At 53.6% G+C, this 21,839-nt stretch carries 21 protein-coding genes; 15 read left to right on the plus strand and 6 right to left on the minus strand.

Annotation, left to right across the window (positions count from 1 at the left end):
• The first annotated feature begins 43 nt into the window (after window positions 1-43).
• Both AArcSt2_RS09380 and AArcSt2_RS09385 read left to right on the plus strand, forming a co-directional pair.
• Window positions 44-1,828 carry an aldehyde ferredoxin oxidoreductase family protein gene (locus AArcSt2_RS09380; RefSeq protein WP_250584162.1) on the plus strand — a complete coding sequence of 595 codons (1,785 nt, stop codon included), beginning with the start codon at window positions 44-46 and terminating at the stop codon, window positions 1,826-1,828.
• Between the two features lie 40 nt (window positions 1,829-1,868).
• Complete coding sequence (locus AArcSt2_RS09385; protein WP_250584164.1) at window positions 1,869-3,155, plus strand: DUF7405 family protein; 1,287 nt, start codon at window positions 1,869-1,871, stop codon at window positions 3,153-3,155.
• An 11-nt stretch (window positions 3,156-3,166) separates the two neighbouring features.
• Here AArcSt2_RS09385 and AArcSt2_RS09390 read toward each other — a convergent pair whose 3' ends face one another.
• Window positions 3,167-4,411 (minus strand): outer membrane protein assembly factor BamB family protein, encoded by a 1,245-nt coding sequence (locus AArcSt2_RS09390; RefSeq protein ID WP_250584166.1) that lies wholly within the window; start codon window positions 4,409-4,411, stop codon window positions 3,167-3,169.
• The gene (locus tag AArcSt2_RS09395) at window positions 4,412-5,071 is read right to left on the minus strand and encodes a thioredoxin domain-containing protein (protein WP_174653733.1); all 660 of its coding nucleotides are present in this window, start codon (window positions 5,069-5,071) and stop codon (window positions 4,412-4,414) included.
• Window positions 5,072-5,165: 94 nt separating this feature from the next.
• Between AArcSt2_RS09395 and AArcSt2_RS09400 the strand changes: the two genes are divergently transcribed.
• The 4 genes from AArcSt2_RS09400 (at window position 5,166) to AArcSt2_RS09415 (ending at window position 9,534) form a co-directional block, all read left to right on the plus strand.
• Window positions 5,166-5,516 carry a 2Fe-2S iron-sulfur cluster-binding protein gene (locus AArcSt2_RS09400; protein WP_250584168.1) on the plus strand — a complete coding sequence of 117 codons (351 nt, stop codon included), beginning with the start codon at window positions 5,166-5,168 and terminating at the stop codon, window positions 5,514-5,516.
• Window positions 5,516-6,472: a class I SAM-dependent methyltransferase gene (locus AArcSt2_RS09405; RefSeq protein WP_250584170.1), complete on the plus strand. Its 957-nt coding sequence runs from the start codon at window positions 5,516-5,518 to the stop codon at window positions 6,470-6,472. Before AArcSt2_RS09400 ends, AArcSt2_RS09405 begins: the two co-directional genes overlap by 1 nt.
• A 35-nt stretch (window positions 6,473-6,507) precedes the next feature.
• Window positions 6,508-8,259, plus strand: a complete 1,752-nt coding sequence (locus tag AArcSt2_RS09410; protein ID WP_174653730.1) for an acyl-CoA carboxylase subunit beta — start codon at window positions 6,508-6,510, stop codon at window positions 8,257-8,259.
• Window positions 8,260-8,325: 66 nt separating this feature from the next.
• Window positions 8,326-9,534 carry a mechanosensitive ion channel family protein gene (locus tag AArcSt2_RS09415; RefSeq protein ID WP_174653729.1) on the plus strand — a complete coding sequence of 403 codons (1,209 nt, stop codon included), beginning with the start codon at window positions 8,326-8,328 and terminating at the stop codon, window positions 9,532-9,534.
• Window positions 9,535-9,545: 11 nt separating this feature from the next.
• On the opposite strand, the gene aroA is transcribed toward AArcSt2_RS09415, so the two are convergent.
• The gene (gene aroA, locus AArcSt2_RS09420; RefSeq protein ID WP_250584172.1) at window positions 9,546-10,880 is read right to left on the minus strand and encodes a 3-phosphoshikimate 1-carboxyvinyltransferase; all 1,335 of its coding nucleotides are present in this window, start codon (window positions 10,878-10,880) and stop codon (window positions 9,546-9,548) included.
• Between the two features lie 122 nt (window positions 10,881-11,002).
• Between aroA and AArcSt2_RS09425 the strand changes: the two genes are divergently transcribed.
• From AArcSt2_RS09425 to AArcSt2_RS09455, 7 genes are read left to right on the plus strand one after another with little or no spacing between them, the layout of a single operon-like run.
• Window positions 11,003-12,178 (plus strand): M24 family metallopeptidase, encoded by a 1,176-nt coding sequence (locus tag AArcSt2_RS09425; RefSeq protein ID WP_174653727.1) that lies wholly within the window; start codon window positions 11,003-11,005, stop codon window positions 12,176-12,178.
• Window positions 12,179-12,235: 57 nt separating this feature from the next.
• The gene (locus AArcSt2_RS09430) at window positions 12,236-13,408 is read left to right on the plus strand and encodes an MFS transporter (protein ID WP_250584174.1); all 1,173 of its coding nucleotides are present in this window, start codon (window positions 12,236-12,238) and stop codon (window positions 13,406-13,408) included.
• A 44-nt stretch (window positions 13,409-13,452) separates the two neighbouring features.
• Window positions 13,453-13,812, plus strand: coding sequence for a hypothetical protein (locus AArcSt2_RS09435; protein WP_250584176.1), 360 nt, complete (start codon window positions 13,453-13,455; stop codon window positions 13,810-13,812).
• 56 nt (window positions 13,813-13,868) lie between these two features.
• A complete protein-coding gene (locus AArcSt2_RS09440) occupies window positions 13,869-14,624 on the plus strand; it encodes a prephenate dehydrogenase/arogenate dehydrogenase family protein (protein ID WP_250584177.1) in 756 nt (251 codons plus the stop codon).
• Between the two features lie 21 nt (window positions 14,625-14,645).
• Window positions 14,646-16,091, plus strand: a complete 1,446-nt coding sequence (locus AArcSt2_RS09445; RefSeq protein WP_250584179.1) for a small ribosomal subunit Rsm22 family protein — start codon at window positions 14,646-14,648, stop codon at window positions 16,089-16,091.
• Between the two features lie 48 nt (window positions 16,092-16,139).
• A complete protein-coding gene (msrA, locus tag AArcSt2_RS09450; RefSeq protein ID WP_174653722.1) occupies window positions 16,140-16,688 on the plus strand; it encodes a peptide-methionine (S)-S-oxide reductase MsrA in 549 nt (182 codons plus the stop codon).
• Between the two features lie 20 nt (window positions 16,689-16,708).
• Entirely contained in the window at window positions 16,709-17,269 is a 561-nt protein-coding gene (locus tag AArcSt2_RS09455; protein ID WP_250584181.1) for a DUF8108 domain-containing protein, read from the plus strand.
• A gap of 1 nt (window position 17,270) precedes the next feature.
• Here AArcSt2_RS09455 and AArcSt2_RS09460 read toward each other — a convergent pair whose 3' ends face one another.
• Together AArcSt2_RS09460 and AArcSt2_RS09465 are read right to left on the minus strand one after the other, a co-directional pair.
• Entirely contained in the window at window positions 17,271-18,470 is a 1,200-nt protein-coding gene (locus AArcSt2_RS09460; protein WP_250584183.1) for an MFS transporter, read from the minus strand.
• A 46-nt stretch (window positions 18,471-18,516) separates the two neighbouring features.
• Window positions 18,517-19,581, minus strand: coding sequence for a DUF7350 domain-containing protein (locus AArcSt2_RS09465; protein WP_250584185.1), 1,065 nt, complete (start codon window positions 19,579-19,581; stop codon window positions 18,517-18,519).
• Between the two features lie 142 nt (window positions 19,582-19,723).
• Here AArcSt2_RS09465 and AArcSt2_RS09470 point away from each other — a divergent pair, with 142 nt between their 5' ends.
• Window positions 19,724-20,059, plus strand: a complete 336-nt coding sequence (locus AArcSt2_RS09470) for a DUF7471 family protein (protein ID WP_174653718.1) — start codon at window positions 19,724-19,726, stop codon at window positions 20,057-20,059.
• A complete protein-coding gene (locus AArcSt2_RS09475) occupies window positions 20,052-20,564 on the plus strand; it encodes a winged helix-turn-helix transcriptional regulator (protein ID WP_250584187.1) in 513 nt (170 codons plus the stop codon). The genes AArcSt2_RS09470 and AArcSt2_RS09475 overlap by 8 nt, the downstream gene beginning before the upstream one ends.
• A gap of 23 nt (window positions 20,565-20,587) precedes the next feature.
• Here AArcSt2_RS09475 and AArcSt2_RS09480 read toward each other — a convergent pair whose 3' ends face one another.
• Window positions 20,588-21,748: a glutathione-independent formaldehyde dehydrogenase gene (locus tag AArcSt2_RS09480; RefSeq protein ID WP_174654616.1), complete on the minus strand. Its 1,161-nt coding sequence runs from the start codon at window positions 21,746-21,748 to the stop codon at window positions 20,588-20,590.
• Window positions 21,749-21,839: the final 91 nt, after the last annotated feature.

Raw genomic sequence — 21,839 nt, forward strand, 5'->3', positions numbered from 1 at the left:
TTTGCCACAATCCTCAACAGGGTGAGTACCGAACACATTCGATATGACCAACCGATCGCGTGACCATTTGCTCACGGTCGATCTGTCAACGAAGTCCGTTGAGCGGTGGAAGATTCCCAACAGATGGTGTCGTGAGTATATTGGGGGGAAAGGTCTGGGTGCGCGATATCTGTATGAGGCGCTCTCCCCTGGGACCGACCCTCTTGGTCCAGCTAACGCGATCGGATTTGTCGTAGGCCCGCTCTCCGGATATCTCCCCGGCCAGTCCCGATTTGCGGTGATTACAAAATCACCGCTGACTGGCGCATTTCTTGACTCCTACAGCGGTGGCTCGTTTGCCGATCGCCTCGCAGGCTCACTGGACGATTGTTTGGGTATGTTCGTTACCGGACAAGCCGATCATCCGGTTCAAATCGCTGTTTCCGGTGGGACTGCGACAATTGAGCCAGCGGAGACGTGGGGGATGGACACGGCCAACACAGATTCGAACGCACCGGCCGCGGCTACCGCCTGTATTGGCCCTGCGGGCGAAAATCAGGTCATGTATGCGACGATTGCAGCTGATGGAGGTGACCATCACGCTGGACGAGGTGGTGCTGGCGCGGTAATGGGGAGCAAACAGCTGAAAGCAGTACTCGCACTCGATGGGCCGCCGGAGATACCACCAAACGTTGCACCACTCAAAGAAGCGCTGCTGGAGACGTACGAATCTCACGACACTGGCACATGGCACGCTTCGGGAGGCACAATGGAGAGCATTGATTTTGCCAATACCGTTGGTCATCTTGCAACAGAAGGCTGGCAACGCGATCGGTTCACTGAGGTTTCTGACCTTGGCATTGCGGCTGTACAGCGCGCCGCGAGCAAGCGTGAACAAACAGAGACGGAAACAGAACTCCCCGGTGACTTCTATTTCGAAACCGATGACGGACGCGTCGTGCTGCGCGGTGCTGCACCGATGACGCTTGGTGCAGGGCTTGGCATCTATGATTTGGAGGCAGTCACAGCACTTGGAGAGCAGTGCGATCTGCTCGGAGTTGACGTCATAGACACCGGAAATGCGGTCGCATGGGCAATTCGCGCAGCGGAGGAGGGTGTGATAGAGACAGACCTCTCATTTGGGGATGCAACGGGTGCAAGCGAACTCATCGACGCCATTGCAACGCGCGATCGATCACCGAATCCACATTGGCCCGAGAAGCTTCCAACAACGCTTGCAGACGGAATCGACGCCGCAGCAAACGCGTACGGTGGCAACGACCTGATCCCAACGGTAAAATCGATGGCGCTCCCCTCGTACGACCCTCGTGGGGCCGCGGGGATGGCACTCGCGTACGCGACAAGCGATCGCGGTGCCTGCCACAGACGCGCTCGCCCAATCGAGACAGAGGCACTCGCGGCTGAGACATGGTCTGTTGCAAAAACCATCGAATTTGTGATTGGTGCACAAACAGTTCGATCAGTGCTTTGGAGTCTTGTCATTGATGATTTCGTTGGCGAAGCGTTATGGGAAACACTGGGAAGTGACTGGCTCTCTGCGATCGGGTATGACTACACGCAGCCGGATCTCTTGGAAGTTGGCGAGCGAATTTGGACACTCGTCAGACTGTTCAACGCTCGCGAAGGGTTTGATCGGGCGGACGATCGGCTCCCACCAATACTGACATCACCTGCGAACGATGCCACTCCCGAGCGGATTGTCGATCCAGAACGCTTCGGGTTGCTACTTGATGGATACTATGCTGCGCGCGGATGGGATGCAGACGGGATCCCCACCGCGGACACAATTGCTCGACTTAACCTTTCAGACGTCATTGCGTCCATGTGAGAGACGTAATCCATTTTGCACCCAGCGCCCTACCTTATGTATGGACCTCCATCCGGGTACCTCACGCAGGTCGTTTCTCAAAGCGGCAGTTGCCGTTGGTGGCGCATCCGCACTAGCTGCGTGTCTCGATCGGTTTGAGGATGATGAACCAATCCCAACTGGAACGGACGATACGTCTTCGCTACCGGCTGGCCAACACGAGTGGAACCAGTCACTTGACCGAGACGAACATGATAATCTTATCCTCCCAAAACATCATGTCTTTTTATATCTCGACCTTGCTAATGGCGGTGAGCCAACTGCTTCAGACCGCGAGTCAGTTGAGACCGCGCTCCAGACAATCGAGCAAGCGTACGAATGGAGTCATCGAGGAGCCGTATTCGAACTCGCATACTCGCCCTCGTACTTTGATCGGTTCTCGGAGTCGCTTGATGAGACGATCGATCTCCCGATGCCAACGGCGATTGGATCGCTTGAAAACCCGACGTTGGACACGCAAGACGCGCTCTTACACATTGCATCTGATCGACCGGATGCACTGTTGGCGATCGAGGAGGCGATGTTCGGTGACGAATCAGAAATGAACGGAGTCGAGATAACCGAACGGCTCAATTCAGTCTTTTCGGTTGATAATCGCCGATCCGGGTTTATTGGCCCGGGGTTACCAGCCGAACGCCAAGATATCAGTGGTATCCCAGATGACCGGCCTGTACCGGAGGAATCACCGCTATTTATGGGGTTCAAGGCTGGGTTTACTGGCAATCAAGCAACCGAGGAATCGGTGACGATTGCTGCGGGCCCGTTTGCTGGTGGGACGACAAAACACGTTTCAACGGTTCGACAGGAGCTCGATAAATGGTATACTGAGAACAGTTTTGACGATATGGTTGCGTTGATGTTCAGCCCTGAGCTTGCCAGTCGGGGCACTGTCGAAGGAGTTGGTAATAATCTCGGCGATCACAGCGGTGTAACCGAGGAAATATACGAAAACGTTCGCGAGCACGCGGAACAATACCGACGTGTTGGGCACGCTGAAAAAGCAGCCAGAGCAAACAGAGATGATGACGGAAACCCGCTCTTGCTTCGTCGGCACGTGGAGTCTACTGATGGAAGCGTTGCAAGCCTGCATTTTCCAACCTACCAACTCCAGATTTCGGACTTCATTGCCGTCCGCGAGGCGATGAACGGCTCCGATCTGACTGACACCCCTTCGATCCAAAACCGTGTTAACAACGGTATTTTACGATACCTGTTTACCCAACACCGTGGAAACTTCCTATTGCCGCCACGATCGCTTCGATCGCTTCCGACTCCCACCGGTGAATAGTACAGTCACGGTTACTCAGTGTATGTCAACGCGACTGTGACACCATCTGCATACATGACGTATACGTCAAAAACACCATCATCACTCGTGTCTAACAGTGTTGGACTTGCATAGATACGCACATCTTTCTCTCTCTCATATGTGGCCATCACCGAACCGTCGCTTGGATTAATCACAACCACCTGATTTGTATGGGTCGTCACGATCAGTTCTGTCTCCCCATCACCAGTCACATCCGCCGCCGCTGCTGGTGGAACCACTTGTACCGGGTTTTCAGTGAGCTGTTGTCTCCATTTTGTCTCTTGTGTTTCGCTATCGATCGCAGCGATACCGCCACCACGCGTGGTAACAAATAGTTCAGAGACACCGTCACCAGTGCCATCAAATACAGGGCCAACATTTGCAGCGCTGCCAACAGAATGATTCCATACCGTGTCACCAGTCTGTGCCGACACTGCCGTCACAGAGCCATCTGATTGACCCAACACGATCGTCGCTGCGCTATTTGCCGGTGTAGACATTGTTGTCATGCTATACACAGGAGTCTCATGTTGGCGTTCCCAAATACGTTCACCCGACGAATTGAGCAGGACCATTGACCCACGGATTGTCGTTGCAAGAATGTTGGATTCGCCATCACCAGTGAGGTCAGACACGATCGGATCTGCCTGCATGTATCCGTCGATCGTATATTGCCACTGTCTCTCACCATCAATTGAGTAGAGATAGAGCGAGCCAGTGCCATCTGCAAGAAGCAGCTCCGGCTCATTGCCAGTAATGGTTGCTTTGATTGGTGCTGCGTATCCGTAGCTATCGATCGGGTAGCGTTGCTTCGCCGCGCCTGTCTCTGGATCGTATGCGACGACTGCGTTCTCCGTTGAGCCGGCAAGCACACGCGTGTCTCCATCTACGCGTTCAACACTGACATCGGAGATCCCGTGGATCGTACAGACTTGTGGATCAATGCCTGCTTCCCATTCCGTCGTCCCATCCGAAGCAGAGACTGCAACTAACCGACACTCGGCACTGTCTTCGGCACCACTTACAGGGAGAAACACCCGTTCACCATCAGTTGCCGGTGTATGATGGTTTCCAGCAAGCGACACTGCGGTATCTGAGTGCCACTGTTCGGTGAGTTCGCCGTGTTGTCCATCTGGGACACCCGCCAGCGCTCCAACCGTACCAATCAGTAGGCATGCGACGCTGACGCCAATGACAACTGCAATTGGCTGAACGGTCCGGTTCTGTCGTGTCACTTACTCAAGCGCCGCCTCAATCGCATCAGACACCGGCCCGTACGAGTCTCCTGGTGAATCATATGCGACGATCGACCCATCAACAACGATTCCTGGTGTTCCTTCAATACCGGTCGAAAGCCCATGCTCTTTTTCGGCATCTGAGACATCGCGATACGACTGGTGGCTGCCCGCAGCGAGTGCGGTACATGGATCTGCACCAACGCCATCTGCAAGGTCTCCAACGAGTTGCCAACTGTAGTCTCCAAAGTCTTCGTATACTGCTTTCGAGAATGAAAAGAAGGCTTCGTCGTCTACCGTATCTTGGACGCTTCTTGCGGCACTTGCAATCTGGTATGACCAATCATCGCTTACCGGGATTGGGAGATCGTAGTGCTCAATTCGAAGCTGCCCGGAATCAACATAGTCAGCTTCGATCTCCGAAAACACATTCGTTGCAAACGCGGCACAGCCACCGCAGCCGTAATCTTCGAACAGTTGCAGCGTCACCGGTGCATCCTCGTCACCGATTGCTGGTGGATCGAGCGATGAAACCGAATCCGGCTCTTCAAGATCACAGTCATAACTTGTCTCCACCTCATCGCCACCGAGACAGCCTGCTAGCCCGATCGCCGCTCCTGCACCAACAGCTGTGAGGACCGATCGGCGCGTTGGATTCATGTCGAAATATATGGGACGTGCGGTATTTATCAGCATTGCTGCAGACATATTCGTGAGCGACAGTTCTTTGATACGTCACAACATACCAGTTATTATGCCGACAGTAGAGTTTCGTGGCCAGTCGATCGAGTGTAAAGAAGGTGCTGTTCTCCGTGACGTGCTTAAAAAAGCAGGTCTTTCGGTTTATAATGGAAAAGCAAAGCGGCTCAACTGTCACGGGATGGGTAGTTGCGGAACCTGTGCGGTTCGTGTTGATGGAGAGGTAAGTGATAAAACCCGTCGCGAGAGTGTTCGGCTACTTGTGCCACCGCATCATCCAAACTACCGGCTCCGGCTGTCATGTCAGACAAAGGTGCTTGGGGATGTTCGTGTCGAAAAATACGGCGGGACATGGGGTACAGATGTTGGAAACGATCCACATGGTCCGATCGAGGACGATGAGTAATGGAGTGTGAACCGGACGAATATACGGCAGAGAAATATCTCACCGCAAAGCGAACTGTCGACGACCGGGCACTACATCGGCCAACAATTGACCGACTTGTTGAAGAACTAGCTGCACGCGCTGGCGACCGATCGGAGCCACTGCGAATTCTTGAGGTTGGTGTCGGCGTTGGAACAATGCTTGAGCGACTTCTTGCGTGGGAGCTACTGCCACCGGGCCCTGTCGAATACGTTGGTGTCGATCAGAACCCGGCGGCGATCGAAGCCGCACGCAATCGGGCACGATCGCTGTCGGATCACGACCCCTCGGAGGCGACAGCGGTCACAATCGAGCGAACTGATGGTCAAAGAATTACTGCGGAGTATCATATCGGGGACGCGCTTGCATTCGCAGAGAAAACCGATCCAGTCGATTTGCTCATTGGAATGGCATTTGTCGACCTTATCGATCTCCCCCACGATCTCTCAACGCTTTGTACTGCACTGAGACGTGACGGCCTTGCGTACTTTCCGATCACGTTTGACGGAGAAACGATCTTTACTCCTGTTTCGGATCCACAGTTTGAGTCACAGCTACTCGATACCTACCATGCAACGATGGATGCATCCGATCGACCGGGGACAAGTACGACTGGCCGATCGTTGCTACACGAGGCAGTGCCACCGGAGCTGTCGCTCCGTTCTGCCGGTGGGTCTGATTGGGTCGTTCATCCAGTACGTACCGAACCACCGCACTACGCCGCTGATGAAGCGTACTTCCTCCATCACATCGTGAACACTGTTCACACCGCAGTTGAGTCATTCGAACCACCATTGGGGATGCATTCGAATCCGATCGACACACCAACGCTTGAGCAGTGGGCTGAAACCAGACATACCCAAATTGGGGATGGAGAACTCACGTATGTCGCCCACCAGTACGATCTGTTATTCGCTGCGGACGCGAATCGTACATAGAAAACTGTTTACAATACGCGGCAACACTTGCGAGCATGCACGTCTATGTTGGTGAGGGAACAAGCCATGAGGAGGCAGAGGCGATCGCGTCTGCGGTTGCGACGCACCTCGGGGTTGCTGTTGAGGTTTTTATTGGTGATGCAGGCGAACCGGCTGCAAACGGAGCGCCGCAGTATCCGCTTGCTGATGAGTTCGGGCCGACCGAAAGAGAACAGACGCTAAAAGACGAAATCGACGATATTCTCGCGGGTGGGCCTGAAAAGTACAAACAGCGGCTTCCAGAACAAGGAAAACGGTTCGTTCGCGATCGGTTATCATTGTGGTTTGGCGACGACGCTGAGGACTCCCAAATTAAATTTGAGGATGGAAAGTTTGCTGCGTTTGATAACTGGCATCCATCGAGTCCAGAGGTTGAAGAAGCAGACGAAAATACTCGACTTCCTGGAGATGGCTTGTTAACTGGTGCTGCGGAGTTTGATGGCCGTGACGTTCATTTCATGGCCAATGATTTTACCGTGAAAGCCGGATCAATGGCCCGCCTTGGTGTTGAAAAATTCCTCCGAATGCAACAGCGTGCACTCAAAACTGGCAAACCGGTTCTGTATCTGATGGACTCCTCTGGCGGCCGTATTGATCAACAAACTGGGTTCTTCGCAAACCGCGAGGGCATCGGTAAATACTACTACAATCATTCGATGCTCTCCGGTCGTGTCCCACAGATCTGTGTCCTGTATGGTCCATGTATTGCTGGAGCAGCATACACGCCTGTATTCGCTGATTTCACTATTATGGTCGAGGGGATGAGCGCAATGGCGATCGCCTCACCACGGATGGTTAAGATGGTAACGGGTGAGGAGATCGACATGCAGGACCTCGGTGGACCGGAGATTCACGCAAAATACTCCGGCTCGGCCGATCTCATTGCACGGGATGAAGAACACGCTCGTCAACTTGTCTCCCAACTTATCAGCTATCTCCCTGACAAAGCAGGAGAGAAGCCACCACGAAGCACGCCACGGCCGCCAAAGTACGACCCTGCAGGAATTGATGAACTCATCCCCGAGGAACCAAACCGACCGTACGACGTTCACGATCTTATTGAGCGAATCGCAGATGCGAACTCTGTGTTTGAAATAAAAGCGGCATACGGACCGGAGATCGTCACTGCGTTCGCTCGGATTGATGGTCGCCCAACCGGTGTCATCGCAAACCAGCCGATCGCCCGATCGGGTGCAATCTTCCCGGATGCGGCTGAAAAAGCAGCTCAATTCATCTGGACTTGCGATGCGTACGAAATCCCACTGCTCTATCTCTGTGATACACCGGGGTTCATGGCAGGATCACAGGTTGAAAAAGATGCGATCTTAGAGAAAGGAAAGAAGATGATCTACGCAACCTCTTCTGCAACCGTTCCAAAACAGACCGTGGTTGTTCGAAAGGCATACGGTGCGGGTATCTACGCAATGGGTGGTCCTGCCTACGATCCGGAGAGCGTTATTGGCCTTCCATCGGGAGAGATTGGAATTATGGGGCCAGAAGCAGCGATCAACGCGGTATACGCCAGAAAGCTTGCATCGATCGACGACCCGGACGAACGCGCAGCGATGGAAGCACAGCTTCGCGCGGAGTATCGAGAGGATATCGACATTCACCGAATGGCAAGCGAGGTCGTTGTCGATGAGATTGTCCCACCAAGTGAACTCCGCAAAGAACTGGTGCAGCGATTTGATTTCTATCGATCGGTCGAGAAATCGCTGCCAAATAAAAAACACGGCACAGTCATTTAATATCGGATATCGTATCTGATAGTTGAAGCAGGCCACTTATCAGATGATATTAACAATAGAGAGACAATGTGGTGGAGCGTCGTCTCGCAGTTGGAGTCGTTATTGAGTGATATTGCTTCAACGGAGATGCGTTTGGCGGCATCGGTTGTGATCATTCTATTCGCACTCGGGCTTGGATGGCTTCTCATTCCACGGATTGTGACGACAACACAAAGACTGGTTGGAACATGGAGCGAGCGCCTCCTTCAGGGCCGAGCGGAAAAATCGCGTGATAAGCTTGCAGTATCAGTCCCAATTTCGGCCCTTCTTCGGTTATTTATTGGCCTCCTCCAACTGCTTCTCTTCGTGCTCACAATTGTTGCAATTCTCATTCTGTGGGGGCAGCTAGATGTTGTCTTGTTCCTTCTCCCGCTTGCTGAAGATGCATTTTCGATCGGAACACGCATTGTCATCACGGTTGGACTGCTTGGTGGAGCATACATCGGCAGCGACTTGCTTGATGAGCTCATCACCGAATTCAGCCAAGACACCGATCAGATCACCGCTCACCAGCAACAGTTGCTCACACGGCTTGTCCAGGTCTCGCTCCTCGTGCTTGCTGCAATTACCGCACTTGGTGTCTGGGGAATCGACCTGAGTGGATTCCTTGTAGGTGCTGGTTTCTTGGGAATTGTATTGGGTATGGCTGCCCGACAGACGCTTGGCTCACTTATCGCCGGATTTGTACTGATGTTTTCTCGTCCGTTTGAGATCGGCGATTGGGTGCAAATCGGCGAAGAGGAGGGGTTCATTACGGAGATTACGATCATGAACACACATATGCGGAACTTCGACGGAGAATACGTCGTCATTCCAAATGATAACGTCACAGACGATGCGATCACAAACCGAACTCGAGAGGGGAAGATCCGTCTGCATATGGATGTTGGGATTGATTATGAAAGCGACCCAACGCATGCGTGTGAAATCGCACAGTCAGTGCTTGATGACATTGACTCGATCGCAAACAATCCACAGCCGCACGTCATTCCTGCAGAGTTTGGCGACTCTGCGATCATTTTGGATATGCGGTTCTGGATTGATCCACCGATGCCTCAACTCCGATGGCGGTCAAAAGCAGCGATCGTGACGCGGATTCAAAAGGAGTTTGCAGCCGAAGGAATCAGCATTCCATTCCCACAACGCGTTGTCTCCGATCGATCCCCGGGGCAAACAGTTCCTGGAACCGGAGATCCTTTCGAGAAACCAGTGTCACCGAAACACGATCAAAAATAGGGGGCGTTGGCTCAGTCCGAAAGCTCAACCGTCGCGCCGAGATCGCGCATCGCCTCAAAGAAGTTCGGGAATGAGACATCAACGTGTTCGGCTCCGGTGACTGTTGTTTTGCCGTCTGCACAGAAGCCAGCGATCGTCAGCGACATAATAATCCGATGATCGTGGTAGCCAGCAACAGTCGCGCCCGTAAGCGTTGTCTCCTCGCCGTGGATGGTGAGCGTATCTTCTTCCTCGGTCACTTTTGCACCCATCTTTTCGAGTTCGGTTGCCATTGCGCTCACTCGATCGGTCTCTTTCAGCCGGACGTGTGCGCAGTTTTCAATCACTGTCTCTCCATCTGCGATCGCTCCGAGCAGTGCAATTGTTGGGAGTAGATCCGGTGTATCACCAACGTCAACGGTCGTCCCTGTAAGCGTGGATTTCTCGATGCGAATCTCGCCTGCGGTGGTATCCCATTCAATCGTAGCACCCATCGCTTCGAGAATTGAGACGATCGCACTGTCCCCTTGTGCACTTGGCTGTGCACCTTTCACGATGACTTCCGTTCCAGCCGCTGCAGCCACAGCCCCTGCTGCAAGCAGATACGACATCGAGGAGAAGTCACCCGGAACATGATACGTTCCATCCTCGGCGCGGTACTGTTGGCCGCCCTCGACAACAAACCCATCCGCACCGGCCGATCGAATCTCGCTATCCGGATCTGCACCAACTGGCTCTGCGACCACACCAAATGCGTCTAAGACCTCAAGTGTAATATCGACATATGGTGCAGACTTCAGCTCTGTGGTCAGCTCAATCTCGATTCCATCGTCGGTCACAGCACCGGCCATGAGCAGCGCTGAAATATACTGTGAGGAGACGTCTCCAGGGATCGAGACTGACCCACCGGTGAGTGGGCCTTTGATTGCCAGCGGTGCCTGTCCATTTGCTCTGGTGCTCTCGGCGCGCACACCCAATGCTGAGAGTGCATCGAGGAGTGGCCCTTGTGGACGCGATCGAAGCGAGTCATCGCCAGTCAGTACCGTGATTCCGTCTGCGAGCGCGGCAGCGGCCGTCACAAGTCGCATTGTCGTGCCACTATTCGCACAGTCGATCACATTGTCCGGGACGCCGGTCGTGCCGTCAAAGCCGGTTATCGAAAGCGGTCCATCGTCGCTTCGATCGACAGTTCCACCAAAGGCATCAACCGATCGCATTGTCGCCTTGGTATCTGCGCTATCGAGGTAGTCGTACACTGTCGCACCGTCGCTGTATCCTGCAGCAAGGATCGCTCTGTGCGTGTAGCTCTTCGACGGCGGTGCCCGAACGGTTCCAGAAACCGTCGATGGTGAAATATGTGCGTCCATACAGAGTCGTTTATTTCGAGGGGTATCAGCGTACCGAAGGCGACAGACCGTGGACTGCCGATCGTAACCAGGAGCTATTCCGCGACAAAAATTGCTTTACTGATTGACTGTGCAGTTGTGGTATGGAACCAGATCTATCCCTCCTTTCGGATCATGTACGCGAACTCGATGTCGATGGCTATCTTATCCACGCAGCAAGCACCGATTCAAATCAGCGCTATCTCGCTGGATTCGGCGCACCTGACCCGTTTGTGACACTGTATACCCCTTCTGGACTACATCTTCTTGTATCTGGCTTGGAGTATGGCCGAGCACAAAAAGAGAGCCATGCAGATACCGTTGAGCGACCGTCGGATTACGACCTGTCGGAGTACCGTCAACAGTACCCAGAACATGAAGCAACGGCTCGTATGCATGCTGATTTCCTCAACACATACGATGTCGACTCCGTTGCTGTCCCCGAGACATTCCCACTTGGCACCGCAGACGGCTTACGCAAACATGGGATTGAGGTCGAAGCTGACGCAGATGATGTATTAACGGTGATTCGATCGGTCAAGACGGCCGACGAACTGGACCATATTCGTACCGTCCAAGCAGCAAACGAAGCTGCAATGGTCGCCGCAGAGGACCTCATCGCAACTGCAACCGTCTCAGACGGTGTACTCTACGATGATGGTGAGCCGCTCACAAGCGAGCGAGTCAAAGAGGCGATCGAAATCGAACTGCTAAGGCATGGCTGTGCGCTTGATGAGACGATCGTTGCATGTGGGAAAGATGCAGCGGACCCGCATAATCGTGGGAGCGGGCCGCTCCACGCGAACGAGTCGATTATTATCGATATCTTCCCACGGGGGAAAGCGTCAAAATATCACTCCGACATGACTCGGACGTTCTGTAAAGGCGAACCCTCGGACACACTTCGTGAGTGGTATGAACTGACTGCGGAGGCACTGTCGGCTGCATTGGATGCGGTTGAGCCAGGTGCGACGGGTGCTGATGTCCACGCAGCAGCGTGCGAAGTGTATGAGGATGCAGGATTGCCAACATTCAGAACCGAGCCAACCACCGAGGTTGGGTTCATTCACAGCACCGGACACGGTGTTGGGTTAGATGTACATGAGCTTCCGGGATTGAATCCACGCGCGGGGGAGCTTTCAGCCGGCCACGTGATTACCGTTGAACCAGGGCTGTACGACCCTGCAGTCGGTGGTGTCAGAATCGAAGATATTGTTTTCGTCACTGAAGACGGCTACGAGAATATCACGGAGTATCCGATCGATCTCGTTGTCGAATAGCCTGACTCGATCGCCGGAAGCAAAACGGGCTTTTGTCTCGCTCCAAATTCACCACCAGTGAACTGGCGATATCGGTACACGGTGTTGATTCTCTGTACGCTCGCGTTTTTCGCGACAATGGTCGCGCGCCTTGTGATCAGTCCGGTTGTCCCTGCGATCGGAGAGTCGTTTGACGTTACCAATGCAACGGTAGGCGTTGCGCTCTCCGCAATGTGGGTTGCATACGCGCTTTCGCAGTTTCCAAGCGGTATCCTTGGCGATCGGTTCGGCGAACGCACGATCATCCTCACCGCAGTTGGACTCACCGCAATCGCCAGTCTGTTGCTGGCGCTGTCGCCATCCTTTATTGTCTTTTTCTTGTTTGCGGTCGTTCTCGGCGCGGGTGCTGGCCTTCATTACAGCGTTGCGACCACATTTCTTTCACGGCAATACGACGATATTGGTCGGGCGATCGGGTTTCATGTCGCTGGCGGCCCGCTTGCAGGATTGCTTGCACCGGTAATTGCAGCAGTTGTTGCTGCACGCTATGGCTGGCGAGCCGCACTGCTACTCGGGACCATCTTTGCGGTTCCAGTGTTCGTCTTATTTTTGTGGCGGATCAAGCCAACCCCACCCCAACGACCGGATCAACAGCTCAAAGAGCGGTTCCAGATCGGGCCCGTTGTTGAGTTACTCTCCCGGAGAGACATCCTGTTCACCGTCTTTCTCTCAATGCTTGGTGCATTCTCTTGGCAGGCAACTGCATCATGGCTTCCAACGTTTCTTGCGGTTCATCACGAACTCTCAACCGCTGCTGCAAGCGCCCTCTTTTCGTTGTATTTTGTTGTCCACGGCCTGACGCAACCGCTAACGGGGTGGCTCTCAGATCGGTTCTCTCGTGATGCTGCCGCTGCGGTGACGATGCTCACTGGCGTGTTTGGATATGGACTGATTGTGGTTGCTGATGGTTTTGTCTCGATCGTTTTTGCCGTGATGCTTGTGGGGCTTGCAATGAGTTGGGGCGCACCGCTGCAGTCACGGTTCATTGATCGGCTTTCCGAACGTGAACGAAACGCCGGATTTGGCCTTGTGCGAACTGTCTACATGGTGCTTGGCGCAAGCGGGAGTGTTGTGATTGGTGCGTTCTCCGAATGGTTTGGCTGGATCGTTGCGTTCGGATCGATCGCAGCAATACTCGCGATTGCATTTGTTGGGATCATCTTGAACCGACTTTTCAAATTGAATCTCTGAGAGACGTCGAAAGACACTCTTCGATCCCCGCAAAAACAGTAGTTATGAGTACAGAGGATCGGACAGCAACCACTGTTGCTGTCGTTGTTACTGCGCCGGAGGGTGTACAAAAGTACACTGCCCGTGTTTCGTGTACTGATGGAACGATCGAACAGGTTGAACCAAGCGTTCTGACACGGTTTTTTGAGATTGCAGAGGGCGGTGAGGGTGCTGCATTTGTTCGTGCACGAGCAGTTGATATGACTGGTGAAGCCCGATCGGTTGATGGGAGCAAGCCCCTGTTTTCGCTGACGTTTGAGGAGGCTGTTCCTGTTGAATCGATCTCGTTGCACTTTGAGACGTTACTTGGGCATGATGGAGAGACGATCCCAAACGAAAACGTCCGATTTGATGTTGTCGAATAAACAGCGGTAGGTGAGTCCATCGAACTACTTTTGAGCAGTCGCCCGTACGTCCGAGTATGGAACTTCTTGTCGTTGGTGCCGGTGAGATGGGTCGGTGGCTTGCCGACACCGTCGACGCCTCAGTTGCGTTTGCTGATCTTGATTCTGCGGTTGCTGTGGACGCGGCTGCTGGCCGACCGACATGCCGTACGGTTGAGACTGACACCGACGAACAGTTTGACGCAGTCTGTCTTTCCGTTCCGATGTCGGCTGTTGTCCCCGCGATCGAACAGTACGCGGAGAATGCAACCGGAGCGATCTTTGATATTTCTGGCGTGATGGCTGCGCCACTTTCGGCGATGGAAACACACGCCCCATCGATTGAACGGGCAAGCTACCACCCACTGTTTGCACCGCCTCGAATTCCCGGTAACATCGCGGCGGTCACAGCAGACAGCGGGCCGATTCTTGAGGCGATTGAGTCGGATCTTAAAACCGCTGGCAACACGGTTTTTTCGACGACAGCCGAGGAGCACGATCGAGCAATGGAAACCGTCCAGTCCGCGGCTCATACCGCAATTTTAGCGTATGCACTCGCAGCAGAGGATGTTCGACCGGAGTTTGCAACGCCGGTTTCAGCACGGCTCGATGATCTCGTCAGCACCGTAACTGAAGGCTCACCGGACGTGTATGCAGAGATTCAGGACGCCTTCGATGGCGCAGATCGTGTTGCAGCGACCGCCCAGGCAATTTCGGACGCCGATCGAGCGGCGTTCACGGAGCTATACCGAAAGGCAGGTACGGATACGGAGACTCGAACCCGACATGACTAATGACGTAATGAGGCCATTGCAATGATTGACCGAGAGGCAGTCCGATCAAACGCAAAGTATCTCCGACAGGTGCGGCCGATCGATCCTGAAGAAATCGCAGAGTATATTGAAGACTACCCACATCCTGCGGTCGTCAAACAGACGCTTCGTGAGGAGGCGTTTGATTTGGGGCTGATCGAGAAGGAAGATGGCACGTTTGTCCCAGTTCCGGAGGAACCAGTGGACGCCCCAAACTGGAATCCTACGGCAGTCCCGGACTCGTACTGTTTTGCGCTTGAGGATCTGCTTGTTGGCGAGTACGGTGCCAACTGGCACGTTGGAGAGAGTGGTGACCGGCTCCGTGAAGCGATCCGACGGCTCAAAGCCGACTACTTCTACGGGAATGCTGTTGAGTACGATCAGGTTGCTGCGCTTGGCTATGCGATCTATCATCTCCCGGACTACTATGCCGTTGTGGGCTATGTGCTTGAGACGCTTGCCGAACGTGGATTGCTCGATAGACAACTCCGAGTACTCGATGTTGGCGCAGGCTCCGGTGGGCCTGCGCTTGGGCTGTCCGACTTTCTCCCTGCTGATGCGCTCGTGGAGTATCATGCGATCGAGCCAAGCGCATCGACGGACATCCTCTCGCGGATGCTTGAGGAAACCGGTCCGAACTTCCACACGACGATCCACGAGACGACGATTGAGTCCTATACTCCTGCGGACGGGGAGACATTTGATCTGATTCTCTTTGGAAATGTACTGAGCGAATTAGACGCCCCAGCGGATGTGGTGTCAGACGCAACGGCATGGCTCGAACCGGATGGCTCAATCGTTGCGATTGAGCCTGCGGATCAAAACACTGCAATTGGGCTTCGTGATGTTGAGCGAACGGTTGCCCCACCGGACGGCGCGTTGAACATCTACGCACCAACGCTCCGGTTGTGGGATGGGCACGCACCAAGCGATCGTGGTTGGTCGTTCGATGTTCGAGATGACCTTGAGGTTCCTCCATTCCAACAACGGCTTGCAGATGGCGCAAAAGATGATGAAACACCGATCGAACTGCCGGACCCGGACGCATACATCAATGTTGATGTGCAGTTCGCTTACAGCATTATTCGGTTGGATGGGGAGCTTCGATTCCCCTTCAAATCAACGGCAAGCCGATATGCAAAGATGGCACAGATGGAGAATCACGTCACTGAACGAATCAATCTGCTTGCTGTGAAACTCAGTCATAATCTGAGTTCGGACGCAGACGCCAACCCACTATTTAAAATTGGAGACGGAAGTGAGACGATTGACCACTACGCGGTCCTTACACGACGAACCGCACTCAATGGCGAGTTGGCTGCTGCACCGTATGGATCGGTTCTTGAGTTTGAGAATGTACTCGTCCTGTGGAATGACGATGAAGAGTCGTACAATCTTGTTGTTGATGACGAGACGGTCGTCGACGCGATTGCGGGCTACACCCACTAATTTCGATCTCTCCGCAGGTTCTTATGAATCCACACCGTACAGCTATGTATGTCGACAGAGACCGCAACGTTCGGTGGCGGCTGCTTCTGGTGTATCGAAGCTCCATTTAAAGAGATCGACGGTGTAACCGAGGTTACGTCAGGATACGCCGGTGGGCATGTTGAAAACCCTACGTACAAACAGGTCTGTTCCGGGAATACGGGACACGCCGAAGTTATCCAGGTCACGTATGACCCAACCGTTCGTGACTACGTTGATCTCCTTGAAATCTTCTTTACTGTGCACGATCCAACACAGCTCAACCGGCAAGGGCCGGACGTTGGCTCACAGTACCGATCGGCGATTTACACACATACGGAGTCCCAATATGAGCAGGCAATCGCATTTATTGAAGAACTCAACAGCTCAGACGCATATACAGATGAGGTTGTCACAGAGGTTGAGCCGATTGAGACCTTCTACGAGGCCGAAGCACATCACCAGGACTACTACGAAAAGAATCCCGATCAGGCATACTGCTCGTTCCACATCCCACCGAAACTTGATAAAGTCCGAGAAAAATTTGCCGATCGGATGAAAACAGAGCAGATTCACTAACGACCCACTCCATCCACCCCATGGCGACTCCCTCTCGAAAACCGCGAAGACGATCTATTACGAACACGCGAAGCATCATTGAGGCCTGCCTCGTTATTGTCACAACGACACTTCTTGTTGGCGCGGCGCTTCGAGTGTTCAGCGAGGTTGATCTCCAATCGCTTGCAATGGGCGGTGATGCGCTTGTTGTTGCGTTTGCGCTTCCAGTGCTTCTTGTTGGTGGACAAGTGGTGTTCGGGTTGCTTGCAGTCAGTGCATTTCGTCGCGGTCGCCGATCGCCATACCGTTCAACGCAGACCGGAATCACAACCAATGTTTCTGAGACCGCGCTACTCCCTGGTGAAGCCGCAGGATCGTGTGCTATTTGTGATGGCCAAGTTGGGACAGGAGCAAAGCGAACATACAGGCGTGATGTCGTGATCTGTGGAGTTCCGCTCAACCTTCGGCACGGATACAACGAGTACTGTCAGCAGTGTCTACCGGATGTGACTGTCGATCGTGAGCACGCGACAGAACCAACCGCAGCGGATGCGGGTCCAGCCACCTACGATCGGGAGTACGAGTTGGACATGAACCGATAGCTTAGTCTGCAGGTGTGTTCTTCGGCGTGGTATCCGCTACTGTGAGCTGTCTAACGGCTCGAAGCGCGCCGATCGCAATCAGGATTTCGAGCCCGCCAACAACCAGAAACGCGGCGAGATAGCCGTATGTTTCTGCAACGAGACCGCCAATCAAGAAGCCAGAGAGAAAGCCAAGGCTGCCGAACACATTGAATCCACCCATTGCGACACCGCGCTCTGCTGCGGGGACAATATCGGTTACAAGCGCCATTGTTGCCGGCGCAACAAGCGCCCCACAGACGCCGACAAGAATCATAAGGCCCATCGCCAACTCGACAACCGGAGCCACCCCGACTGCAATGATTGCTACTCCATAACAGACGGAGCCGATGATGACTGGCACAAACCGGCCAATCCGATCCGAGAGCGTTCCAAGCGGATACTGTAACAGTGCAAACGGGAGGAAGAACATCGCAAGCGCGATTCCGATTCCTGCAGCATCAAGCCCAAACACATCTCCGAAGTAGTACACCCCAACAAGCGAGAAGAAGCCCGCTGTGAGCCGATCAATAAAGCCAAACGCGTATGGAACCCGAAGTGCTGGCCGATCGCGAAGCGTTCCAATAACCGCACGTAGTGCGACGCCGCCACCGGCTGCTCGATCGGGTACTGTTGCAGCGACCAATCCAGCGCCAGCAAGCACGACAGCACCTGCATACACCGGTGCAAATGGGTCAATCGCTGCAAGCTGACCGCCAGTGACCGAGCCAACGGCAGCGCCAAGGCCGATCGCAATTCCGGCAGCACCCATATTTCGGCCATGCCCGCCTGAAAGGTCCATTAACATTGTAATCCCAAGCGAGAACGCTCCGATTGTGAGTGCGCCACCGATCACACGGATAACGAGAACGGCCTCAAAACCGAGTCCAAGAGTGGGCACCACTGCAAGCAAAAGATAGCTTGCAGCCCCGCCAAATGCGCCAAAGACGACAAGTGGAGTTCGGCGACCGAGTGAATCACTTGCCGCACCCCAGACGGCTGCAAACGAGACAAACGCTGCAAACTCCGCAACCAAAAACCACATTCCGGCGCTTATTCCACGTGGTGCACCCAACGCGACAACTAATGCATCCAATCCAGGATAAAACAGGACCTGTGACACAAGCACCGCCCACACGACAACTGCAAGTCGGCGTCGATCGGTGCGTGAGCCACTCTCCATAGCTACTTATTGACGATACTGCCTGAAAGGCTATCCGCCTTGCTAGCTACGATAGTGACACTGTCGGTGTGTCAAAGAATGCAGTTTCATACCCCTCGTGGCGGGCAATCTGTGCTGGTGTCGTAACGGTCACTGCAACCTCCGAATCAGCCGTTAGCTCGGCGACTGGTGTTCCATAGTGAAAGCCAAGTTCGGGATCGATCGCCGGTGACAATGGAACTGTTTCGTCGTTCCCATCTGTTGTAACTGTTGCATCCAATCCTAACTGTGGAATGAGTAGTTCGTTGTATCGTGTCTCTGCAGTCACAGCGAGGTACGGATCGCTCCCAAAGCGATCGGCATCGACGACCGCAGCCTTGTACCGAATATCGTCCTCTCTTCCTTCTCCTAGTGACTCTCCAGGAAGCGACTCTGCGAACCCAAGCGGCATATGATCCATATGCATCGGCTCAACAGCGGCTTGTTCTCCCTGTCGATCAGGGTACTCTTCGAATGGGAGGTCGTTTCGTTCGGCCTCGTCGTATTCGAAATCGATCGAAACCGTCTGTGCTTGGTCAAATCGACCTTCGAAATCACCGTAGGCCTCGCCAACGATACCCTCAACTGTGACCTCCGCGGTGTACTCACCATCACCGTCAAGGTGGTAGTTATCCCCGTAGTGGAATCCCATCCGTTGAGAGAGCATTGGATAGACGGTTTCACGTTCGTTTACGTCATTGCCACCAGTGATCCCAATGTTTACACCTGAAACAGGGATTGGGAGTTCCGTCTCGTGGTCCCACACACCTACCATGAGATGGACAGCGTCATCTCGACCAACATCGAATTTTCGAGCCTCGTACCCACCGTCGTCTGCGGAGAAGATTCGCCAGAACCGGTGCGGAAACGTGTACATCAGATGCACATGGAGGCCGTTATCTGCCATGCCCATCCCAGACATGTTCATTCCTTCGGTATGCGTTGGGTAGTAGATGGCATCCGGCCGATCGGAAACGAGCGGTGGCTCTCGGCCGTAGGTAGTCTCACCGAGTACGGAGAGCGGATCAGTACACCCTGCAAGCGAGCCAACAGCACCCGCACCGAGTGTACTCAAAAACATCCGTCTGTTCATATCTTATACTCAGTGATTGTCCCTTTTACCCATTCTGGTCTGCACGTCTAATCCCTAGTATTGACCTCGTAGACGTTGGTACACGCGTCGAAACAGCGTTCCGATCGAACGAGTTAGGTGTCCCAATCAACTATATGTGAATATGGTACTCGCCCCTGCACACATCCCTGCAGAGCCAAATACAACGCTACTTTTGGTTGTCGGGGTTGCGGGTGTGCTTTCGGCGATCGTTTTTTTGATTAGTGTTGCTGCGTTCTTCCGACGCCAGTCAGTCGCATATCTCCTCTTAGCAGTTGCATTTGGCTTACTCTTTGGTCGGGCATTGGTCGCATTCCTTGCGATCGGTGGCATCGTATCGATGGCAAACCATCACCTGATTGAGCATGCAATTGATGCACTCATGGCAGCAGTTGTAATTGTTGCAATCTACTACGCACGACGGGTTGAAAAACAGGTTTCAGAGGCATCTTATGAGTGATACACGAACACAAATATACCAGCGAATAGAGAATGAACCGGGAATACATTTTAATGCGCTTGTCCGGGAGTTAGAGTTTGCTCCTGGACAGGTGCAACATCATATAAAAAGGCTGCTTCGATCGGAGAGAGTAATTAAAGAGCCACGAGATGGCAGAACCCATTATTTTGTGCCAACGTTTGAGCCATGGGAACGGTGTCTCCTCACGCGATACCGGCGTGAAACAAGCCGTGATATTCTCTTATATCTGCTTTCTGAAGGCCCATCAACGCCAACTGCGGTTTCTGAGTCGGTTGGGATTGCGCGCAGTACGCTTTCGTGGCATACCGATCGACTCGTTGCTGATGAGATCGTTGAAAAAGAACGAGATATTCGGGGCCATGTGACGCTCTCGCTTTCTGATCCTGAACGGACCGCTGCGCTCCTCGAAGCGGTGACACCGCGACCAACGGAGCGTGCAACCGATCGGTTCACACGGCTCTTTGATGGCTTGTTAGACGGATAAAAAATAGGACGTTGTGCTTGTGCTTACGGTTCGAGAAGCACTTTTGTAACGCCCTCTTCTCGGTTATCGAACGCTTCGTACATCTCTGGTGCCTCTTCAAGCCCAACACGGTGTGAGACAACCCAACTTGGGTCTGCCTCGCCGGAGATGATCATGTCACGGAGATAGCGGTTGTATCGTTTGACATTACACTGGCCGGTGCCGATCTTCTGTCCTTTCTCAAACAGCTTTCCGAAGTCGATTCCAAGCCGCCCCTGTGCGGACATCTCATCCGGTGCGCCTGGGTCGGATGGAACATAGAGACCGGGGATTCCAAGCCGTCCAGTTGGTCGTACCGTCTGGATAAGCTGGTTAAGAACGACCGCAGGGTTCTCTCGGGCAGGATCGTACGCGTCATCACCTGGATCAGTCTCAGGATCGATCGCTTGATATCCAACTGCATCAACACCTTTGTCAACCCCGCTGCCGTGTGCGTCTTTGATCTGCTCAACCGGGTCTCCCTCTTCAAAGTTGATCGTTTGTGCATTGCAGTGTTCTTCTGCAAGCTCAAGCCGACTTGGGACACGATCGACAATATAGATCTCGGATGCGCCTTGGATGTGTGCACTGTATGCTGCCATTAGCCCGACTGGCCCTGCACCATAGATTGCGATCGACTCACCTGGCTGGAGATCTGCCAATCTGGTTCCGTGCCATCCGGTTGGGAAAATATCTGCCAAGAGGGCAAACGAATCCTCATGTGCCTGACCCTCCGGGAGTTTGAGGGCATTATGATCCGCATACGGGACACGGAGTTTCTCCGCCTGCCCGCCTTTATAAGGCCCCATTGCAACGTACCCATACGCACCACCTGCAAAGCCTGGGTTAACGTTCGTACAGAAGCCTGTGTAGCCTTCTTCACAGTTCTGACAGAAACCACACGAGACATTGAATGGGAGGACGATTCGATCGCCTTCCTCCAGTGTACTCACTGCGTCGCCAACATCGGTCACAACACCCATGTTTTCGTGACCAAAGACAATCCCCTCTTCTGCGGCCGTCCGCCCCTCGTACATATGGAGATCTGACCCACAGATACAACTGGTTGTGATGTCGATCAGTACGTCGTTTGGATGTTCAAGTTCCGGTTCCTCGACCTCTTCAACCGCAACCTCATGCGGTCCTTTGTATACCACTGCTTGCATTGACATTGTGTAACACCTATTCCGCGGATGAAACTGCCACGTCCGGGCCGTTATTACTTTCTTCAGCCCGTATGATAGTCGAAAAATACTG

It is taken from the genome of Natronocalculus amylovorans (assembly GCF_023638035.1).
GTDB lineage: Archaea > Halobacteriota > Halobacteria > Halobacteriales > Haloferacaceae > Natronocalculus > Natronocalculus amylovorans.